Here is a 15318-nt window from a genome sequence, read left to right as displayed (position 1 = left end):
CTTTCCGGTTTGATGCCATCCAGCAAAGTGTTCCGATGGTATTCCCTGGTACGGTGATATTCCCTCGTCAGACTTCCGTGCGCATGGCGTCGGCCGGCGGCATCTGGGATGCCCGGTACGCGGGATACAGCGCTCCGATGATGGCGAGGCCCAGTCCGGCCCCGAGCGAATACAGGCCGCTTTGAGCCACCTCCAGTACGGGAAAGAGCACCAGGGGATCCCATCCATAGGAGGTCATCATCGAGATCAGCATGAACAGGCAGCCCATGATGACCCCGCCTACCGATCCGACCAGTCCCTGGAAGGTGGACTCCAGCACGAAAAGTTGAATGATGAACTTATCCAGGGCCCCCAGGCACTTCATGGTTCCGATTTCACGGTACCTTTCGGTTACCGACATCAACATGGCGTTTGTGATGCCGACGACGCACACGAGCAGAGAGAGGGAAACAAGCCATACCTGCTGCGTCGCCGAATCGCCGTCCGCGCCCTTCTGTTCCAGCAATGCCCGGACCTGGGGAGAACCACCTTCCACGAGCGCTTCGTTGATGGAGGCGCTGGTCAGGATGGACATGAGAAAGGCGATGCCGAAGAAGATGCCTCCGATCGTGATCAGCGACCGCCAGAACCGGATCCTCAGGCTGCGGAAACTGATTTCGATCGCCTTGGACAGGGGCAGCGATATCTGTTTCTCCGTCGTGCCGGCCGTCGCGGCCGATTCCGTCGTCATGCGTTCCTTTCTCCTTTTCTGTTTGCCACGGCCAGTCCGATCAACCCCTTCTCCGTGAGTTGTTTCAGGTACGTCAGCGTGGAGACTTCCGCTTCCTTGCGTTCCAGCTTGTATTCGGTCCGGATCGTCGATATGACGTGGTCCACCGTGTTCTGCCCGTCACACAACCCCCAGAGGAACGAACCGATCCGGTCCAGCACCACCGTCCGCCGGCTCGGTACGTAGAACATCCGGGACATGGTGTTGATCCACCAGGTCTTGCGCCTCGGGATGCCCAGCACGATCTCCCCGTCGGAGTTCTCCTCGCAGGTCAGCTTCTCATTGCGAACCGGCTTCGCGCGCAACAAATCCCTTCGGGGCAGCGGGGGCGGCTTCTTTCGAAACAATTGCATGGTTACGACCCCGAGATCAGTGGCAGACCACCGTACCGGCTATTTCGTCCAGAAACTCGGACCGGTGCGATTCGTCCAGGTGTCGCAGCACGTATAACCTATTGCCATCGATACAATGCCAGCCGCGACAACTCAATGGTTTTTTTCGCGGCCGCCGCCACGGCAGCCACGCCATGCGGCTGTGCACCGTGTCGGGATCCAAGCCCTGGCCCGTTCCGCCGATGGACGGATGGCCGCCCGTGGGACCCGCGTCGTCGATCCAGACGTCGATTTCGCTGCCGTAGTTGTCCTGGAACCAGTCCGGGAACGTCCGGCCCTCCAGGTGCATTTCGGCAAGGCTCATCCTTAACAGTTCCAATCTGGCGCCGCCGCGCTGGAAAGTCAACTCGATACGGCCCGTCATGAAGGAGTGGTGCTTCAGGACGCAGTCGGCTGGCAGCTCGATGCGCAACCCATACACGGCCCAGGTGGCGGTGTCGCCGCGGGCGTGGTCGTCCAGGGTGCTCAGCAATCTCGAGGCCCGGGTCATCATGGACTCTCCCCCGCGCCCAAGGACCTGGGCGAAGACCGTGCGGCCGCAGGTTTCGCACATCCACAGGCAGCCGTAGGCCTGCAGGGGCTCGGGTCCTTCCGTCCGCCAGTGAAACCCCTCCACCGTCCGGTCCGCCAGTACGGACTCGTCCTTGATGAGCGCCAGGTCGCGCCGGATCTTGACGGGCGGCGCCTTCTTCCCGCCCTTTCCGGTGAGGTTCTTGATATATCTCGCGACCACCTGGTCGGGCGCTTCCCGGCCGCGCGTGCGCTCCCATCTCAGTTCGAAACGGGGCATCTCCGTGTCGTCGAGCCGCAGATAGCCCGTCGTAAAATCGCCCGATACCGCGCCGATGCTCCAGTCTTCGGGCCGTTCGAACGACAGGTGATGCCAGCCGGTGACCGCCCATTTCGATGCCCCGCGATTCATGTGGCCGTTCTCTCCCGCCGCGCGAATTCCAGGATGTAATGCAGGCCCGATCCGACCACGCAGCAGAGGGCCGTCCCGAGAGCCCACGTTCCGTACGGCTGCCAATCCACAACGTAGAGGACCAGCGCGACGCTCATGGCCAGGGTGGTCAGTTTGCCGACCCGGTCGGCCGGCAGGACCACGTTCCCGGGCTTGAGATACAGGTACGCGCCCGCAACAAGAATGGACAGGTCGCGGGCGATGATCAGCGCGGCCGCCCAGAGAGGGAATTCCCGGAACAGGACCAGAAAGACTGACAGGCTGCCGACCAGGATCTTGTCGGCCAGCGGGTCGAGTACCAGCCCCCATCGGGATGCCCAGTGGAAGCGGCGCGCCAGATAACCGTCGGCCGCGTCCGTCAGAAAGGCGCACCCGACGAGTACAAACAGTGCCAGGCGCGCATCCCCGGCGAAACTCCAGTAGATGAATGGAACGGCGGCGATGCGCGAAAGGGACAGCATATTGGGCGGCGTCCAGAACCGTCCCGTTCTTCCGTTCCCTTCGGAATCCGGACTCATGCCGCCGTCCTTCGCGGGCGTCGCACGGTTCATACGGCCGCCGTGCGCCGGAGCATCTCGCGGGCGTGGGAAAGGGCCATGGCGTCCACCGTTTCCCCGGCCAGCATACGCGCGATCTCCCTGACCCGTCCGTCCTCGTCCAGGTTATCGACCAGCGTGACCGACCTGCCGTCGGCTGAATGCTTTTGCACCGTGAAATGCGTACGGCCCCAGCAGGCTACCTGGTGAAGATGGGTGATGCACAGCACCTGGTGATCCCGGGAAAGCAGCTTCAGGCGGTGCCCGACCGATTCGGCAATGCGGCCGCCGATCCCGATGTCCAGTTCGTCGAATATCAGCGTCGGCATGCGGTCGGATTCGGCCAGGATCACCTTCAGCGCCAGCATGATGCGGGAGATCTCGCCACCGGATGCGATACTCGCCAGCGGCTTCAGATCCTCCCCGGCATTGGGCGATATCAGGAATTCGATCCGGTCCATCCCGTGGGCGTCCACTCGGAAACCGCGGCCGTCGATCCGCAACGTACCGTCATCGGACTCCTGCCACGCGATCCCGACCTGGAAGCCCGTCTTCCCCATGCCCAGCTCCGCCAGTTCCGCCACGACCCTTCCTTCCAGCTTGCGGGCAACCTGTTTGCGCCGGTCCGACAGGGCCTTCGCCCTTTCGGCCAGGTCACGCCGGGCCGCTTCCACTTCCTCGCTCAGACGGTTCCGGCGTTCGTCGGCCGTGTCCATCCGTTCCAGTTCTCCGGCGATCCGTTCGCGGTGGACCGCGACCTCTTCGAGGGTGGCGCCGTATTTCCGCTTGAGCCGGCCGATGAGATCCAGCCGGTCCATCACCTCTTCCAGGCGCGCCGGGTCGTATTCGACGCGGTCGCGGTAGCGCCGCAGGAAATCGGTGCAGTCGTCGAGTTGGTAACGCGCGGTGCGCACGCTTTCGAGGGCCTCGCCGAGCGAGGGGTCGATGCGCTCCGCGTCCTCCAACGCGCGGATGACGCGGACCAGTCCGTCGACGAACGCACCCTCGCCCTCGGAAAGCGCCTCGGAAGCCTCGGAAGCGACCCGGATCAACTGTTCCGCGTGCTCCAGGACGGCTCGTTCCCTTTCCAGTTCCTCGTCCTCCCCCGGCGAAAGGCCCGCCTGATCGAGTTCGTCGAGCTGGAAGCGGTAGAGTTCTTCCCGCTCCCGGGTGGCGGCGAGTTCCTCCTCCAGCAGCCGCAGGGCCTCCGACCTTTCGGTGAATCGGCGGTAGGCTTCTGCGACGCGTTTCTTCGGCGTTCGGACGTCTTCGAAACCGTCCAGAAAGTCCCGGTGCGTCCGCGGGTTCAGCAGCGTCTGGTGATCGTGCTGTCCGTGAAGGTCGACCAGCAGGACGCCCAGTCTCCTGAGGACGGAAACGGTGACCAGGCTGCCGTTGATCGTACACCGGTTGCGCCCGTCGCGGCTGACCTCCCGACGGATAATCAGCGCATCCTCCTCCGGGTCCACGCCGATCTCCGATAGCAGGTCCCGCAGCTGCGGGTCGCGCTCCCCTTCGAACAGCCCCTCGACGATCGCGGACCGGGCACCGCCCCGTATGGTGTCCGACGCGGCCCGGCCGCCGAGAACGAGTCCCAGCGCGCCGATCAGGATGGACTTCCCGGAGCCGGTTTCACCCGTGAGCACGTTCAGTCCGGGGGTGAACTCGATGTCCACCTCATCCAGAAGCGCGTAGTTTGTGACCCTCAGGTTCGCGAGCATAGGCTACAACATGAACGGCGGGGACCGCACGAGACCGGTCGAGCAAGGCCGGACCGGGCAGGTCCGGCCGGGACCGGGTTGTTCAGCGTTCCCCCCATTTCAGCTTCGTGCGCAGGACATCGTAAAAGGAACGATCCGTGAACCGGATCAGGTGTATGGTGTGGTCCGCCCGGAAGAGCTCGACCGTGCTGCCCGGCTGGATCACCACGTTCTCCTGGCCGTCCACGGTGAGCAGGAGATCGGGATGGTCCGCCCGGACTTCGATCCGGATGCGGTCCCGTGCGGCGAGCACCATGGCGCGATTGGAAAGCGTATGCGGACAGATGGGCGACACGACGATCGCTTCCATGTCGGGCGCCAGAATCGGGCCTCCCGCCGCCAGCGAATAGGCTGTGGAGCCGGTCGGGGTCGACACGATCAGCCCATCGGCCATGACATCGTTGACGTATTCGTCATTGATATAGATGCCCAGTTCGATGACCCGGCAGATCGCGCCCTTGTCGATCACGATATCGTTCAGCGCTGAAAACGCGCCGGCGACTACCTGGTCTGCATCGGCGGCGGCCGCGCCCGCACCGGCGGCCGTGCCCGCACCGGCGGCCGTGCCCGCACCGGCGGCCGCGTCCACCGACGTCCCGTTCGCTATCCGTCCCTGCAGGACCAGCCGCTTTTCCAGCGTGTACCGCCCGTCGAAGACGCGTTCGAGGGCGTCGTCGAGGTCGCCGGGCGTCGTCTGCATCATGAATCCGAGCTTTCCGGAATTGACGCCGAGAATGGGCGTGCCGGAAGCGCCCACCAGGCGCGCGGTCTTGAGCAGTGTGCCGTCCCCCCCGATGGCGATGACCCAGTCGACGTCCTCCACAGCGCGTTCGTCCGAATCCACGACCACGCACTCCCTGCGGGCTACGGCCTCGCCGGCCGTGGCTGCCAGGCCGGCCGCGAGCGTTGGCTTTCCAGTCCGCGACCTGACCAGCCGCACGAGTTCCGGAATCAGTCCGGCGACTACAGGCCGCGCCGGATTGGCGATGATGCCCACGCGATGCATCAGAAGGTCCTTCCGATCAGGTACTCCGCCCAGTTGACCAGGTACCCCTTATAGGAAGAGTCGGGAATCGCATCGAGATTTCGAATGGCATCGGCCACGCGGCGTTCCATGAGCGACCGGGCGTGGTCGAGACCGCCGTGGACCAGGATGAGGTCGCGGACCTCCGCGATCTGCCCGTCGGTAGCCCCCGGTTTTCCGACGACGTCGAGCAGAAACCGCCGCTCGGCGGGCGAAGCCCTGTGGTAGGTGTGGACGAGCAGCAGGGTGCGCTTCCCTTCCCGGAGGTCGGAGCACACCGGTTTCCCCAGCGTGGCCTCGTCGGCCGTGAGGCCCAGGATGTCGTCCTGCAGCTGGAAAGCCACGCCGCATTCGCCGGTGAACGATGAAATCGCCCTTACCATGGGGTGGTTCCGGTCCGGCGTATTCAGGCCGATCATCGCGCCGGCCGCGCCCGCGAAGGCGTAGAGCGCGCCTGTTTTTCGCCAGAACATGTCGATCACGGACGCTTCGTCCAGGCTGTCCATGGGCGCCTTGGCGTACTGAATGTCCAGCGCCTGTCCGCCGACGAGAGCCAGGAGTACTTCCGTCTCCAGGTAGCGGATGAGTTCGATCACCACCTCGCCGTTGTCCGCGTCCGCGTCGTACAGTTCAGTCAATAGCGCGGTGGCCCACCCGTGCTGGACCTCGCCGGTCATGATCCCGATAGACAGGCCGTAGTGGGCGGCTTCTCTTTCGTCGAAAGCCCCGCCGGCCAGCGACCGTCTCCTGAATTCCTCGTGGACGGTGGGCGTGCCGCGCCGCAGCGCGTCCCGGTCCATGATGTCGTCATGTACGATGGTCCAGGTGTGGAACAGTTCCACCGCGACCGCCGCGGGCGTTGCGGACCGCTCCCGGCCGCCCACGGCGCCGCAGGAGAAGTAGAGCACACAGGGACGGAGCACCTTGCCGGACGCCTTCAGGTAGCTGAACACCCCGTCGTGAATGTCCTCCGGAACGAACAGTACTTTACGGCGGTCAGCTTCCAGGTACTCGCGCACCCATTCCTTGCGCACGGCCAGCGCGTCGAGGAAGTCCTGCTTTCCCGGGGTATCGGTCATAAACGACGCCATTCATCTGGTGCGGCCCCGTCGGCGCGGCTTGCGGCATTGGCGGCAGTGGGACCGCGAAGGTGGTACGATCCCGCGTGGTACGATCCCACGCGTCTAGGGACACCCGGCCCGACGGGAACGCTCGATGGGGGTCGCCGGAATCTAGAACTGCAGGTCGTTGCCCTGGCTGGGCGGCGATTCCGGTTCGAAGGGCTCGATGACGAACCGGCCGTTCTCCACGCGCACCAGCTTGCGCACGTGTTCGTCCGCCGCGTTCAGCTGCCGGGTGCAGATCCGGGAAAGCTCGATGCCCTCCTGGAAGAGGGCCAGTGATTCATCCAGCGGGAGATCGCCCTGTTCCATGCGTTCGACGATAAGCTCGAGGCGCTTCAGCGCTTCCTCGAAAGTCGGTTTTTCCTTTTCGTTCATCCTCGGTATCCCGTCGGTCAGGCAGTTTCGGTGGTATTCGATTCATCGAACAGGCCGAAGGTGGCCGGCGCTTCCTCGCGCCGTTTACCCCGGTCGGCAGCCACTGTTTTTTCCGCCCCGTCATGCAGGTGCTCGACCCGGCAGAACGCTTCGCCCTTGCGCAGGCGTACGTTCACACGGTCGTCGACGCTGAGTTCATCCGCATCGCGGACGATGCGCCCGTCCGACGCGCGCTGGCAGACGGCGTATCCGCGTTCCAGTACGGAGAGCGGGCTGAGGGCCTGGAGCCGTCCGGCCAGTCCTCCGACCAGCTGGACGCGTGTTTCGTGGTCGTGGAAGCACCGGTCGGCCAGGCGGCGGGTCAGTTCATCGGTGAACTGGGCGTACTGGCCGATCTGGTCGACGGGCCGCCTGATCCCGTAACTGGTCAGTGCCGTGGCAACCCGCTGGCGGGACCGGTCCAGGTACCCCGTCATGCTTCCGCAGAGCCGTCTCAGCACGGCCTCCGACCGGTCCTTCAATTCCCGCAGGTCGCGGACGACGATTTCGGCCGCGCCCGATGGCGTGGGCGCCCGTAGATCGGCCGCGAAGTCGGTCAGCGTGTAGTCCGTTTCGTGTCCCACGGCCGAAACCACCGGGATCCGGGACTGGAAGACCGCCCGGACCACCGCCTCTTCGTTGAACGCCCACAGGTCCTCCACCGATCCGCCTCCCCGGCCAACGATCAGCACGTCCACCACGCCGTAGTCGTTCATCTCCTCGATGGCGGCCGCGATCTCCGCCGCGGCGCCTTCGCCCTGCACGGGCGCCGGCCGGAGGATAATCGAGACCCACGGTGCACGCCTGCGCAGGACCTGAATGATGTCCCGGACCGCGGCGCCGGACGCGGAGGTGACCACGCCCACCCGCTCCGGGAAGGAAGGCAGCGCCTGCTTGTGTTCCTCGCGGAACAGGCCCTCTTTCTCGAGCTTGGCCTTCAACCGTTCGAAGGCCGCCTGGAGCGCGCCTGCGCCCACGGGCCTCAGTTGCTGGGCGACGAGTTGGTACTGCCCCTGCACGTCGTAGACGGAAAGGGCACCCCGCGCCAGGACCTCCATGCCGTCTTCGGGTTCGAATGTCAGTTTGCGGTTCGCCGACCGCCACATGACGCATCGCAGCTGGCTGCGGTCGTCCTTCAGCGAGAAGTAGGCATGACCGGACGAGTGCCGCTTGTAGTTGGAGATTTCACCGGATACCGACAAGTAGGGAAACGCTTCCTCGAGGAGCGTCTTGATCCCCGCGGTCAGTTCGGTAACGGTCAGTACGCCGTTGTCGCCCTCGTTTACCAAGCCTGGCCTACCTCCCCGGTCTGTGCCGGCCATAGCGACCGACCGGCAACGCCGCTTTACCGGCCATCCCGCTTTAGCGGAAACACCGCTTTGTGGGCCATGTCGTTCTACCGGCAACACCCCTACCTGGCGATTTCGACCGCCCGGGTCTGCCGGATGACCGTCACCTTGATCTGGCCCGAGTATTCCATCCGGGCCTGGATCTTACGGGCGATTTCCGTGGCGAGCTGGACCGCGCGGAGGTCGTCGACTTCCTCGTGATCGATCATGACCCGTACTTCTTTTCCCGCCTTCATGACGAAGGCCCTGGATACGCCGTCGAAGGAGTTCACCAGCCGTTCCATCTCCCGGAGCCGGCGGACGTACTTTTCCAGCGGTTCCCTGAGCGCGCCCGGTCTGGACATGGATAGGGCGTCGGCGGTTCTGACCACCACGGCCATGGGGGTGGTCTCTTCCGGGTTTTCGTGGATGGCGTCGATGCATTCCAGCACTTCGGACGGTTCTCCGTATTTCTCGACGACCGATCTCCCAAGTTTCCCGTGGGCGCCTTCCGGTCCGCCTTCCACGGCCTTGCCGATGTCGTGCAGCAGTCCGCAGCGCCTGGCCAGGGTCACGTCCAGGTCCAGTTCCTGCGCCATGATCCCCGCCAGCTCGGCCACTTCGCGACAGTGATGCAGCGCGTTCTGCCCGCTGGTCATCCGGTACTTCAGCTGCCCGAGCAGCATGGCCAGCTCGGGACGGACGCCGGTAATGCCCAGGTCGAAGAGCACCTGGTCGCCCGTATCCTGGATCAGATCGCTGATTTCTTCCTGGGTCTTGGAGACGACCTGCTCGATGAATCCGGGATGGATTCTCCCGTCCTGGATGAGCTTCTCCATGGACAGCTTCGCGATTTCGCGGCGCATGGGGTTGAACCCGGAGAGGACGACGGCATTGGGGGTGTCGTCGACGATGACGTCGATCCCGGTTGACATTTCGAACGCCTGGATGTTGCGTCCGTCGCGTCCGATGATGCGTCCCTTCATTTCGTTATCGGGCAGGGATATGACCGACGTCGTCGTTTCCGTCACGTGATCCAGCGTGTGTTTCTGCATCGCGTGCGTGATGATTTCCCGGGCTTCGACCTCCGCGTTCTGGCGGGCTTCTTCGATTATGCTGCGGGCTTGCTGGCCGGCTTCGGCGCGTATCCGGGCGTCGATGTTGCTGAGCAGCGCCTTTCTCGCCTCCTCCGTCGTCATGCCGGCGGATTGCTCGAGTTGTTCGGTCTGCCGCTTGATCAACTGATCCAGCCGCTCTTCGGATTCCACCAGTTTCTCGTCCCGCTCCTGCAGCGACTGGAGATGCTTCTGGATGCCTTTTTCGCGCTTGGCCACGTAGTCGGCCTTGCGCTCCAGGTTCTGCTCCCTGATCGAGATCCGTTTTTCGACGCGCTGGAAGTCCTGGCGGGTCTGGTTGCTTTCTCGCTCGAACTTTGCCTTGGCCTGGTAGGATTCCTCCTCCATTTCGATCCTGGCCGTGTTCTTTATCGTTTCAGCTTCTTCCACCGCCTCTGCGAGGATGCTCTCTGCCAAGCGCTCCATACTGTCCGTCTTACGTTTTTCGACACGCTTTCGAATGAACCATCCGAAGAGAAACATGATCAGGGCGGTGCCGGCGTAGAGACTGATCGTCACAAGCATAGTGGCAGCCACCTTCTTCAATTACGACGGTTGTTCCGGACATGGTCCGTTCCTCAACAAGATCGGTCATGGTCTTCCTTCTCTTCATCCTGTTCAGGAACCGGGTGCTCCAGCAACTCGTCCATGCGCCGGATCAGCTCCGCGATCCGATCGTGATGCATGGACTCCGATACGATCTGGTTCTGCTGTTTTTCACGTACCTTGTGCAGTTCGTCGGCGATCCTGATCGCCGTGAGGACCGCCACGCTGGTAAGGGACTGCATGGTCACGCTGACGGGTACCTCGCGCATGCGCTCGTCCACGTAGGCGGCGATCCGCTGGATGTACTCGGCTTCCTCTTCCGCCTGGATCGGATATTCGGTCCCGCAGATGTTGACGCGTACGGTGACTTTCTCGTCATCCATAATGGGTCCATCCCGGTGAGCAGCCGGCCTGGAAACGCATGCCGGACGCCAGGCGGACTGCGGCGGTCAAAACAGGGACTGATCTGGACTGATCCTACTCGATGACGTCCAGGCGCGACAGCATCGTGTCTATACGCGCCTTGATGTCGTCCTGCTTGACGCGCAACGCCTGGTTTTCCTGTTTCAGTTCTTCTTTGGAGGTAACCGACTGCTCCTGCTGCTGCTGCAGTTCCTGAACCTGCGTCTCGAGGTTCTGGTTCCGGCCGCGCAGATCCGCGTTCTCTTCCTTCAACCGCTGGATCAGGTCGATCATCGTTTCGATCCGGCCCAGCAACATCTCTATGGATTGTTCTTGCATGGATCCCTCCGCAAAGGTGTATTCCAGCGCGCCTCGACGACGCTAGGAGCGAAGTTCCGCCCGGTACCGGCTCACCAGCCGGCGCAGCACCTTGTCCTGAAGCCGCGTGACTTCAGCGTCCGTCAGCGTCCGTTCTCCGGACCTGAACCGCATGGCGTACGCCATGCTCTTGCTATGGGCCGCGATCTGCGTTCCCCGGTACACGTCGAACAGTTCGACCGATTCCAGGAGGTCGCCGCTACACGCGCGGATTTCATTCAGTATGTCCCGATGAGTAACCTCTTCGGGCACGACAATAGCCAGGTCTCTCTCGACCGCGGGGTACTTGGGCGGCGCACGATAGGTCCTTCGATCAGACGCCTGGCCGAAGAGGACGCCGCAGTCGATCACCCCCATCCATACGGGCTCCCGGATCTCGTATTGGTCGAGAACCCGGTGCGACACCGCGCCGAAACGGCCGGTCCGCATTCCGTCCGCGAGCAGTTCGCCGGTCCGGTCCTCATCGAACAGAGGATCGACCTTATCATACGAGACGGTTTCGACCCTGTCAAGTCCTAACCGGCTGAGAAGCGCTTCCGCAAGACCCTTCAAATCGAAGAAATCGAAGGCCTCCGGAGGGCCGTCCCAGTGCGGGCTGTGGCGCTGCCCCGTGACGGCGAAACAGAGGTGTTCGGGTTCGTCGGGAAGGCCTTCTTCTTTCGCCCAGAAAACGCGCCCGGCCTCGAATATGCGGATGTCCCGTACTTTCCGATTGGCGTTCCAGCGCACGACACCCAGCACCGAGGCCGCCAGGCTTGTGCGCATGGCGGAGAGTTCGGGACTCAGGGGATTGTCGATCATGACGCTGGGACGGGATGGATCGATGAGGCGGTTCAGGTCCGGGTGCAGGAGACTGTGGGTGACCACCTCCGTGAAGCCGAACCCGGCCATCGCGTCGCGCAGGCGCTGCTGGTCGTCCTGCTTGCCGCGGCGGGCCTCCTCCTGTCCCCGGGCTTCGGCCGAATCGTCTCGGGGCGGCGCAGAACCCACCGGTTCGATCTTGTCGTAGCCGTAAAGGCGGGCGACCTCCTCGATCAGATCCACTTCGCGGAACACGTCCCGCCTGAACGACGGCACGCCGACCTCGAGATCCACGCCGTCGGCCCACGCGTCGAACCGCAGCCGGCGCAGCAACGCGGCGATCTCGTCCCGGTCCAGGCCGGTGCCCAGCAACCCGTTCACGCGGCTCGTTCGCAACCGGATCGCCGGGTCGGGTCCGGCCGGGGCCCGGACGTCGATCATGCCTTCCGCCACCACGCCCCCGGCCACCTCGGCGATCAGCCCCGCGGCCCTGCCCACGGCCTCGCCCTGCAGTTCCGGGTCCATGCCCCGTTCGAACCGGCGCGACGCGTCCGTCTGCAGCTGCAGCGCCTTCGAACCCCGCCGCACCCGCACCGCGTCGAAACAGGCGCCTTCCAGGAAGACCCTGCCGGTTTCCGGGGTGATCTCGGTATCCAGTCCACCCATCACGCCGCCGACGCCGATGCCCGTTTCGTGGTCGGCGATCATCAGCACCTCGCCGTCGAGGGTACGGTCCACCCCGTCCAGGGTGGTGAAGGCCTCCTCCTCCCCGGCGCGGCGGACGACGATGCCCCGTCCCGCCAGCCTGTCCAGATCGTAGGCATGCAGCGGCTGTCCCATTTCGAGCATGACGTAGTTCGTCACGTCGACCACGTTGCTGATGGACCGGACACCGGCGGCTTCGATCCGTCTCTTCAGCCAGTCCGGCGAAGGCCCGATCCGGACGCCGGTGATCACGCGGCCCACGAACCGGGGGCAGTCATCGGGGGCGTCGACGCGGACGCTGGCCAGGGTATCGACGGGAGGACCCGCTTCATCGACGCCGCCGGACGGCAGGCGCAGTTCGCCGCCCGACAGGGCGGTGATCTCCCGGGCCACGCCGATGAGCGAAAGGCAGTCGGGGCGGTTGGTGCCCACGTCGACGCTCAACACCGTTTCCGGTCCGCCCACGACGTTCTTCAGGGGCTGTCCGGGTTCGACGCCGGCATCGAGCACCATGATGCCTTCGTGGTCGTCGGACAGGTTCAGTTCGGCCTCGGAGCAGATCATCCCGAAGGACTCCACCCCGCGAATCTTCGCTTTCCGGATCTCCATGCCGCCCGGCAGCACCGCGCCGACCCGCGCGACCGGCACCTTCTGGCCGGCGGCCACGTTCGGCGCCCCGCAGATGACCTGCAGGGACTCGCTCCCCACGTCCACGGTGCAGAGGGAAAGCCGATCGGCGTTGGGATGGCGCTCCACGCGCTCCACGTGTCCGACGACGAACCCCTCGAAGTCGCTGCCGACCGTATCGACACCGTCGACTTCCAGGCCGGACATGACCAGCCGGTCCACCAGTTCTTCGACGGGCCACGGGATGTCGCAGTACGCCTGCAGCCACGAAAGGGGTACTTTAATCACCATCGGACGCTTGGCTCCTTGCCGGGGACGCCGGGCTTCTTGCCGGTCGCCGGGCTCCGTGCCGGACGCACCGCGCTCAGTTGCCTTCGAGCTGGCGCAGGTCGTTCTCCAGGAACATATGGATGCTGTCGATCCCGTACTTGAACATGGCGAGGCGGTCCAGCCCCATGCCGAAGGCGTAGCCGGTGTATACTTCCGGATCGTAGTCCACGAATCCGAAGACGGCCGGGTCGACCATGCCGGCGCCCGAGATCTCCAGCCAGCCCGAGTGCTTGCAAATCCGGCAACCGCCTCCGCCGCACGCGACACAGGAGAAGTCGTACTGTACGCTGGGTTCGGTGAAGGGGAAGAAATCGGGGAGGAAACGCACCTTGACCTTCCCGCCGAAGAGCCGCTGGGCGAAATAGGTCATGTCGCCCTTGAGCTGCGCCATCGTGACGCCTTTGTCCACGTACAGGCCCTCGCACTGATGGAAGGTGAAGGCGTGGGTGGCGTCGGGGTTCTCGTGGCGGTAGGTGCGTCCCGGCACGATCACGCGCACCGGGGGTTTCTGCTGTTCCATGACCCGGACCTGCACCGGCGAGGTATGGGTCCGGAGCACGATGTCGCTGCCGAGATAGAAGGTGTCCTGGGTGTCCCGGGCCGGATGGTCACGCGGGATGTTCAGCGCTTCGAAGTTATAGTAGTCCCACTCCACCTCGGGACCGTCCACCACCGAGAAACCCATGTCCCGGAAGATCTCGGTGACTTCCTCGCGGATCAGGGTCAGCGGATGCTTGCTTCCCAGGGGCGGGGGGCGTCCCGGCAGCGTGACGTCCAGGTCGCCGGCCGCGGTTTCCCCACTCGCTTCGCACGCCGCCCTGCGCGCTTCCAGGGCTTCGCCGATGGTCTTCTTGGCCTGGTTGACCCGCTGGCCGATGCGGGGGCGGTCTCGGGGTTCCGCCTTGCCCACGGACCGCAGGACGCGGGTCAGGTCGCCGTTCTTCCCCATGTACCTGATGCGGATATCTTCCAGGTCCGACGGGTCGGCGGCGCGGGCGATTTCCTCCAGCGCCCGGGCTTCAATCGCTTCTGCTTCCTGTACCATGAATGGTCCGGTCCCGGTCCTTCAGCGGTCTACGGTGGTTTAGCGTCAGGAGACCTGCGCTTTGGCTGCGTCTGCCACCACGGCGAAGGCGGGCGGATCGTTGACGGCGAGTTCGGCAAGGAGTTTCCGGTCGATTTCGATCCGGGCCAGCTTCATGCCGTGTATGAGTTGACCGTACGTCAGGCCGTTGAGCCTTGCCGCCGCGTTGATCCGGGTGATCCACAGACGGCGGAAATCGCGACGGCGGCGGCGGCGGTCGCGGTACGCATAGGCCCAGCCACGGTTGACGGCTTCGCGGGCCGTCCGGTAAAGCCGGTTGCGGCGGCCCCAGTATCCCCTGGCCAGCTTGATGGTTTTCTTGCGCCGCCTGTGCGAGGCGGTGGCGTTCGTGGCACGTGGCATGTGTTCTGTTCCTTAAATTAGTTCGGCGTCCCAGGCTGTGCGGTCAGGCACACCATGACATCTAGTTTGGCATCCCAGGCTGTGCGGTCAGGCACACCATGACTATTAGTTCGGCATCATCCGCCTGAGGCGCGGCGTGTCGGCCTTGCTCGCCATGGCGGTGCCGCGAAGGCTTCTCGTGCGCTTGCCGTTCTTGGACAACTTATTGTGGGTCGCGTGGGAATGGCTGCGTTTGAACTTGCCGGAGGCGACCCGCTTGAAGCGTTTCGCCGCCGCTTTCAACGTCTTGATTTTCGGCATGATCTACTCCTGGTGTCTACCTGGGCATGAGGACCAGCGACATGCTGCGGCCTTCCAGCCTGGGCCGCTGTTCGATGGTGCCCACGTCCTCCAGTATCTGCGCCATGTGCTCCAATTTCCGCTGGCCCAGTTCCACGTGGGTCATTTCACGGCCCCAGAACCGCACGGACACCTTGACCTTGTTCCCGTGCTTCAGGAAATCGCGGGCCTGTTCGGCCCGGTACTCCAGGTCGTGTTCGCTGATCTTGGGCGTCTTGAAGCGGATCTCCTTCAGTTGCGTCACGTGCTGCTTCTTGCGCGATTCCTTCACCCGCTTGCTCTGCTCGTACTTGTACTTGCCAAAGTCCATGATCTTGCAG

Annotated in this window: 17 protein-coding genes; all 17 read right to left on the bottom strand. The window is 64.2% G+C overall.

Annotated features, from left to right (window positions below; all coding sequences use genetic code 11):
* Positions 1-67: 67 nt before the first annotated feature.
* Positions 68-730, bottom strand: a complete 663-nt coding sequence (locus F4Y38_09300; protein ID MXY49472.1) for an FtsX-like permease family protein — start codon at positions 728-730, stop codon at positions 68-70.
* A complete protein-coding gene (locus tag F4Y38_09295; protein MXY49471.1) occupies positions 727-1122 on the bottom strand; it encodes a PqqD family protein in 396 nt (131 codons plus the stop codon). Before F4Y38_09295 ends, F4Y38_09300 begins: the two co-directional genes overlap by 4 nt.
* A 16-nt stretch (positions 1123-1138) precedes the next feature.
* A complete protein-coding gene (locus F4Y38_09290; protein MXY49470.1) occupies positions 1139-2083 on the bottom strand; it encodes a hypothetical protein in 945 nt (314 codons plus the stop codon).
* Positions 2080-2673, bottom strand: coding sequence for a CDP-alcohol phosphatidyltransferase family protein (locus F4Y38_09285; GenBank protein ID MXY49469.1), 594 nt, complete (start codon positions 2671-2673; stop codon positions 2080-2082). The genes F4Y38_09290 and F4Y38_09285 overlap by 4 nt, the downstream gene beginning before the upstream one ends.
* Positions 2670-4379, bottom strand: coding sequence for a DNA repair protein RecN (gene recN, locus F4Y38_09280; GenBank protein MXY49468.1), 1710 nt, complete (start codon positions 4377-4379; stop codon positions 2670-2672). Before recN ends, F4Y38_09285 begins: the two co-directional genes overlap by 4 nt.
* Before the next feature lie 82 nt (positions 4380-4461).
* Entirely contained in the window at positions 4462-5424 is a 963-nt protein-coding gene (locus F4Y38_09275; GenBank protein MXY49467.1) for a hypothetical protein, read from the bottom strand.
* Complete coding sequence (locus tag F4Y38_09270; GenBank protein ID MXY49466.1) at positions 5424-6533, bottom strand: polyprenyl synthetase family protein; 1110 nt, start codon at positions 6531-6533, stop codon at positions 5424-5426. Before F4Y38_09270 ends, F4Y38_09275 begins: the two co-directional genes overlap by 1 nt.
* A gap of 141 nt (positions 6534-6674) precedes the next feature.
* The gene (gene xseB, locus F4Y38_09265; GenBank protein ID MXY49465.1) at positions 6675-6941 is read right to left on the bottom strand and encodes an exodeoxyribonuclease VII small subunit; all 267 of its coding nucleotides are present in this window, start codon (positions 6939-6941) and stop codon (positions 6675-6677) included.
* 17 nt (positions 6942-6958) lie between these two features.
* Entirely contained in the window at positions 6959-8302 is a 1344-nt protein-coding gene (gene xseA / locus F4Y38_09260; protein ID MXY49464.1) for an exodeoxyribonuclease VII large subunit, read from the bottom strand.
* An 89-nt stretch (positions 8303-8391) separates the two neighbouring features.
* Positions 8392-9948 (bottom strand): ribonuclease Y, encoded by a 1557-nt coding sequence (rny, locus tag F4Y38_09255; GenBank protein MXY49463.1) that lies wholly within the window; start codon positions 9946-9948, stop codon positions 8392-8394.
* 53 nt (positions 9949-10001) lie between these two features.
* On the bottom strand, positions 10002-10352 hold the full coding sequence (locus F4Y38_09250) for a cell division protein ZapA (GenBank protein ID MXY49462.1): 351 nt from the start codon (positions 10350-10352) through the stop codon (positions 10002-10004).
* Between the two features lie 94 nt (positions 10353-10446).
* Entirely contained in the window at positions 10447-10710 is a 264-nt protein-coding gene (zapB, locus tag F4Y38_09245; GenBank protein MXY49461.1) for a cell division protein ZapB, read from the bottom strand.
* 42 nt (positions 10711-10752) lie between these two features.
* A complete protein-coding gene (locus F4Y38_09240) occupies positions 10753-13173 on the bottom strand; it encodes a phenylalanine--tRNA ligase subunit beta (protein ID MXY49460.1) in 2421 nt (806 codons plus the stop codon).
* A 73-nt stretch (positions 13174-13246) separates the two neighbouring features.
* The gene (gene pheS, locus F4Y38_09235) at positions 13247-14257 is read right to left on the bottom strand and encodes a phenylalanine--tRNA ligase subunit alpha (GenBank protein ID MXY49459.1); all 1011 of its coding nucleotides are present in this window, start codon (positions 14255-14257) and stop codon (positions 13247-13249) included.
* 45 nt (positions 14258-14302) lie between these two features.
* Positions 14303-14659, bottom strand: a complete 357-nt coding sequence (gene rplT / locus F4Y38_09230; GenBank protein MXY49458.1) for a 50S ribosomal protein L20 — start codon at positions 14657-14659, stop codon at positions 14303-14305.
* 105 nt (positions 14660-14764) lie between these two features.
* Positions 14765-14959 (bottom strand): 50S ribosomal protein L35, encoded by a 195-nt coding sequence (gene rpmI / locus F4Y38_09225; protein ID MXY49457.1) that lies wholly within the window; start codon positions 14957-14959, stop codon positions 14765-14767.
* A 16-nt stretch (positions 14960-14975) separates the two neighbouring features.
* Positions 14976-15318: translation initiation factor IF-3 (gene infC / locus F4Y38_09220; GenBank protein MXY49456.1), on the bottom strand; the 343-nt coding region annotated here is incomplete at its 5' end.

The sequence above is a fragment of the Gemmatimonadota bacterium genome (genome assembly GCA_009838645.1).
In the GTDB taxonomy this organism is placed as follows: Bacteria; JAAXHH01; JAAXHH01; order JAAXHH01; family JAAXHH01; genus JAAXHH01.
The sequence above is the reverse complement of the archived record's forward strand: the minus strand, read 5'-3'. Positions and strand labels throughout refer to the sequence as shown.

Bases quoted from the DNA above. Each gene is read 5' to 3' on its own strand.
- F4Y38_09300 (MXY49472.1), bottom strand. From the start codon at position 730: ATGACGACGGAATCGGCCGCGACGGCCGGCACGACGGAGAAACAGATA.
- F4Y38_09295 (MXY49471.1), bottom strand. From the start codon at position 1,122: ATGCAATTGTTTCGAAAGAAGCCGCCCCCGCTGCCCCGAAGGGATTTG.
- F4Y38_09290 (MXY49470.1), bottom strand. From the start codon at position 2,083: ATGAATCGCGGGGCATCGAAATGGGCGGTCACCGGCTGGCATCACCTG.
- F4Y38_09285 (MXY49469.1), bottom strand. From the start codon at position 2,673: ATGAACCGTGCGACGCCCGCGAAGGACGGCGGCATGAGTCCGGATTCC.
- recN (MXY49468.1), bottom strand. From the start codon at position 4,379: ATGCTCGCGAACCTGAGGGTCACAAACTACGCGCTTCTGGATGAGGTG.
- F4Y38_09275 (MXY49467.1), bottom strand. From the start codon at position 5,424: ATGCATCGCGTGGGCATCATCGCCAATCCGGCGCGGCCTGTAGTCGCC.
- F4Y38_09270 (MXY49466.1), bottom strand. From the start codon at position 6,533: ATGGCGTCGTTTATGACCGATACCCCGGGAAAGCAGGACTTCCTCGAC.
- xseB (MXY49465.1), bottom strand. From the start codon at position 6,941: ATGAACGAAAAGGAAAAACCGACTTTCGAGGAAGCGCTGAAGCGCCTC.
- xseA (MXY49464.1), bottom strand. From the start codon at position 8,302: ATGGCCGGCACAGACCGGGGAGGTAGGCCAGGCTTGGTAAACGAGGGC.
- rny (MXY49463.1), bottom strand. From the start codon at position 9,948: ATGCTTGTGACGATCAGTCTCTACGCCGGCACCGCCCTGATCATGTTT.
- F4Y38_09250 (MXY49462.1), bottom strand. From the start codon at position 10,352: ATGGATGACGAGAAAGTCACCGTACGCGTCAACATCTGCGGGACCGAA.
- zapB (MXY49461.1), bottom strand. From the start codon at position 10,710: ATGCAAGAACAATCCATAGAGATGTTGCTGGGCCGGATCGAAACGATG.
- F4Y38_09240 (MXY49460.1), bottom strand. From the start codon at position 13,173: ATGGTGATTAAAGTACCCCTTTCGTGGCTGCAGGCGTACTGCGACATC.
- pheS (MXY49459.1), bottom strand. From the start codon at position 14,257: ATGGTACAGGAAGCAGAAGCGATTGAAGCCCGGGCGCTGGAGGAAATC.
- rplT (MXY49458.1), bottom strand. From the start codon at position 14,659: ATGCCACGTGCCACGAACGCCACCGCCTCGCACAGGCGGCGCAAGAAA.
- rpmI (MXY49457.1), bottom strand. From the start codon at position 14,959: ATGCCGAAAATCAAGACGTTGAAAGCGGCGGCGAAACGCTTCAAGCGG.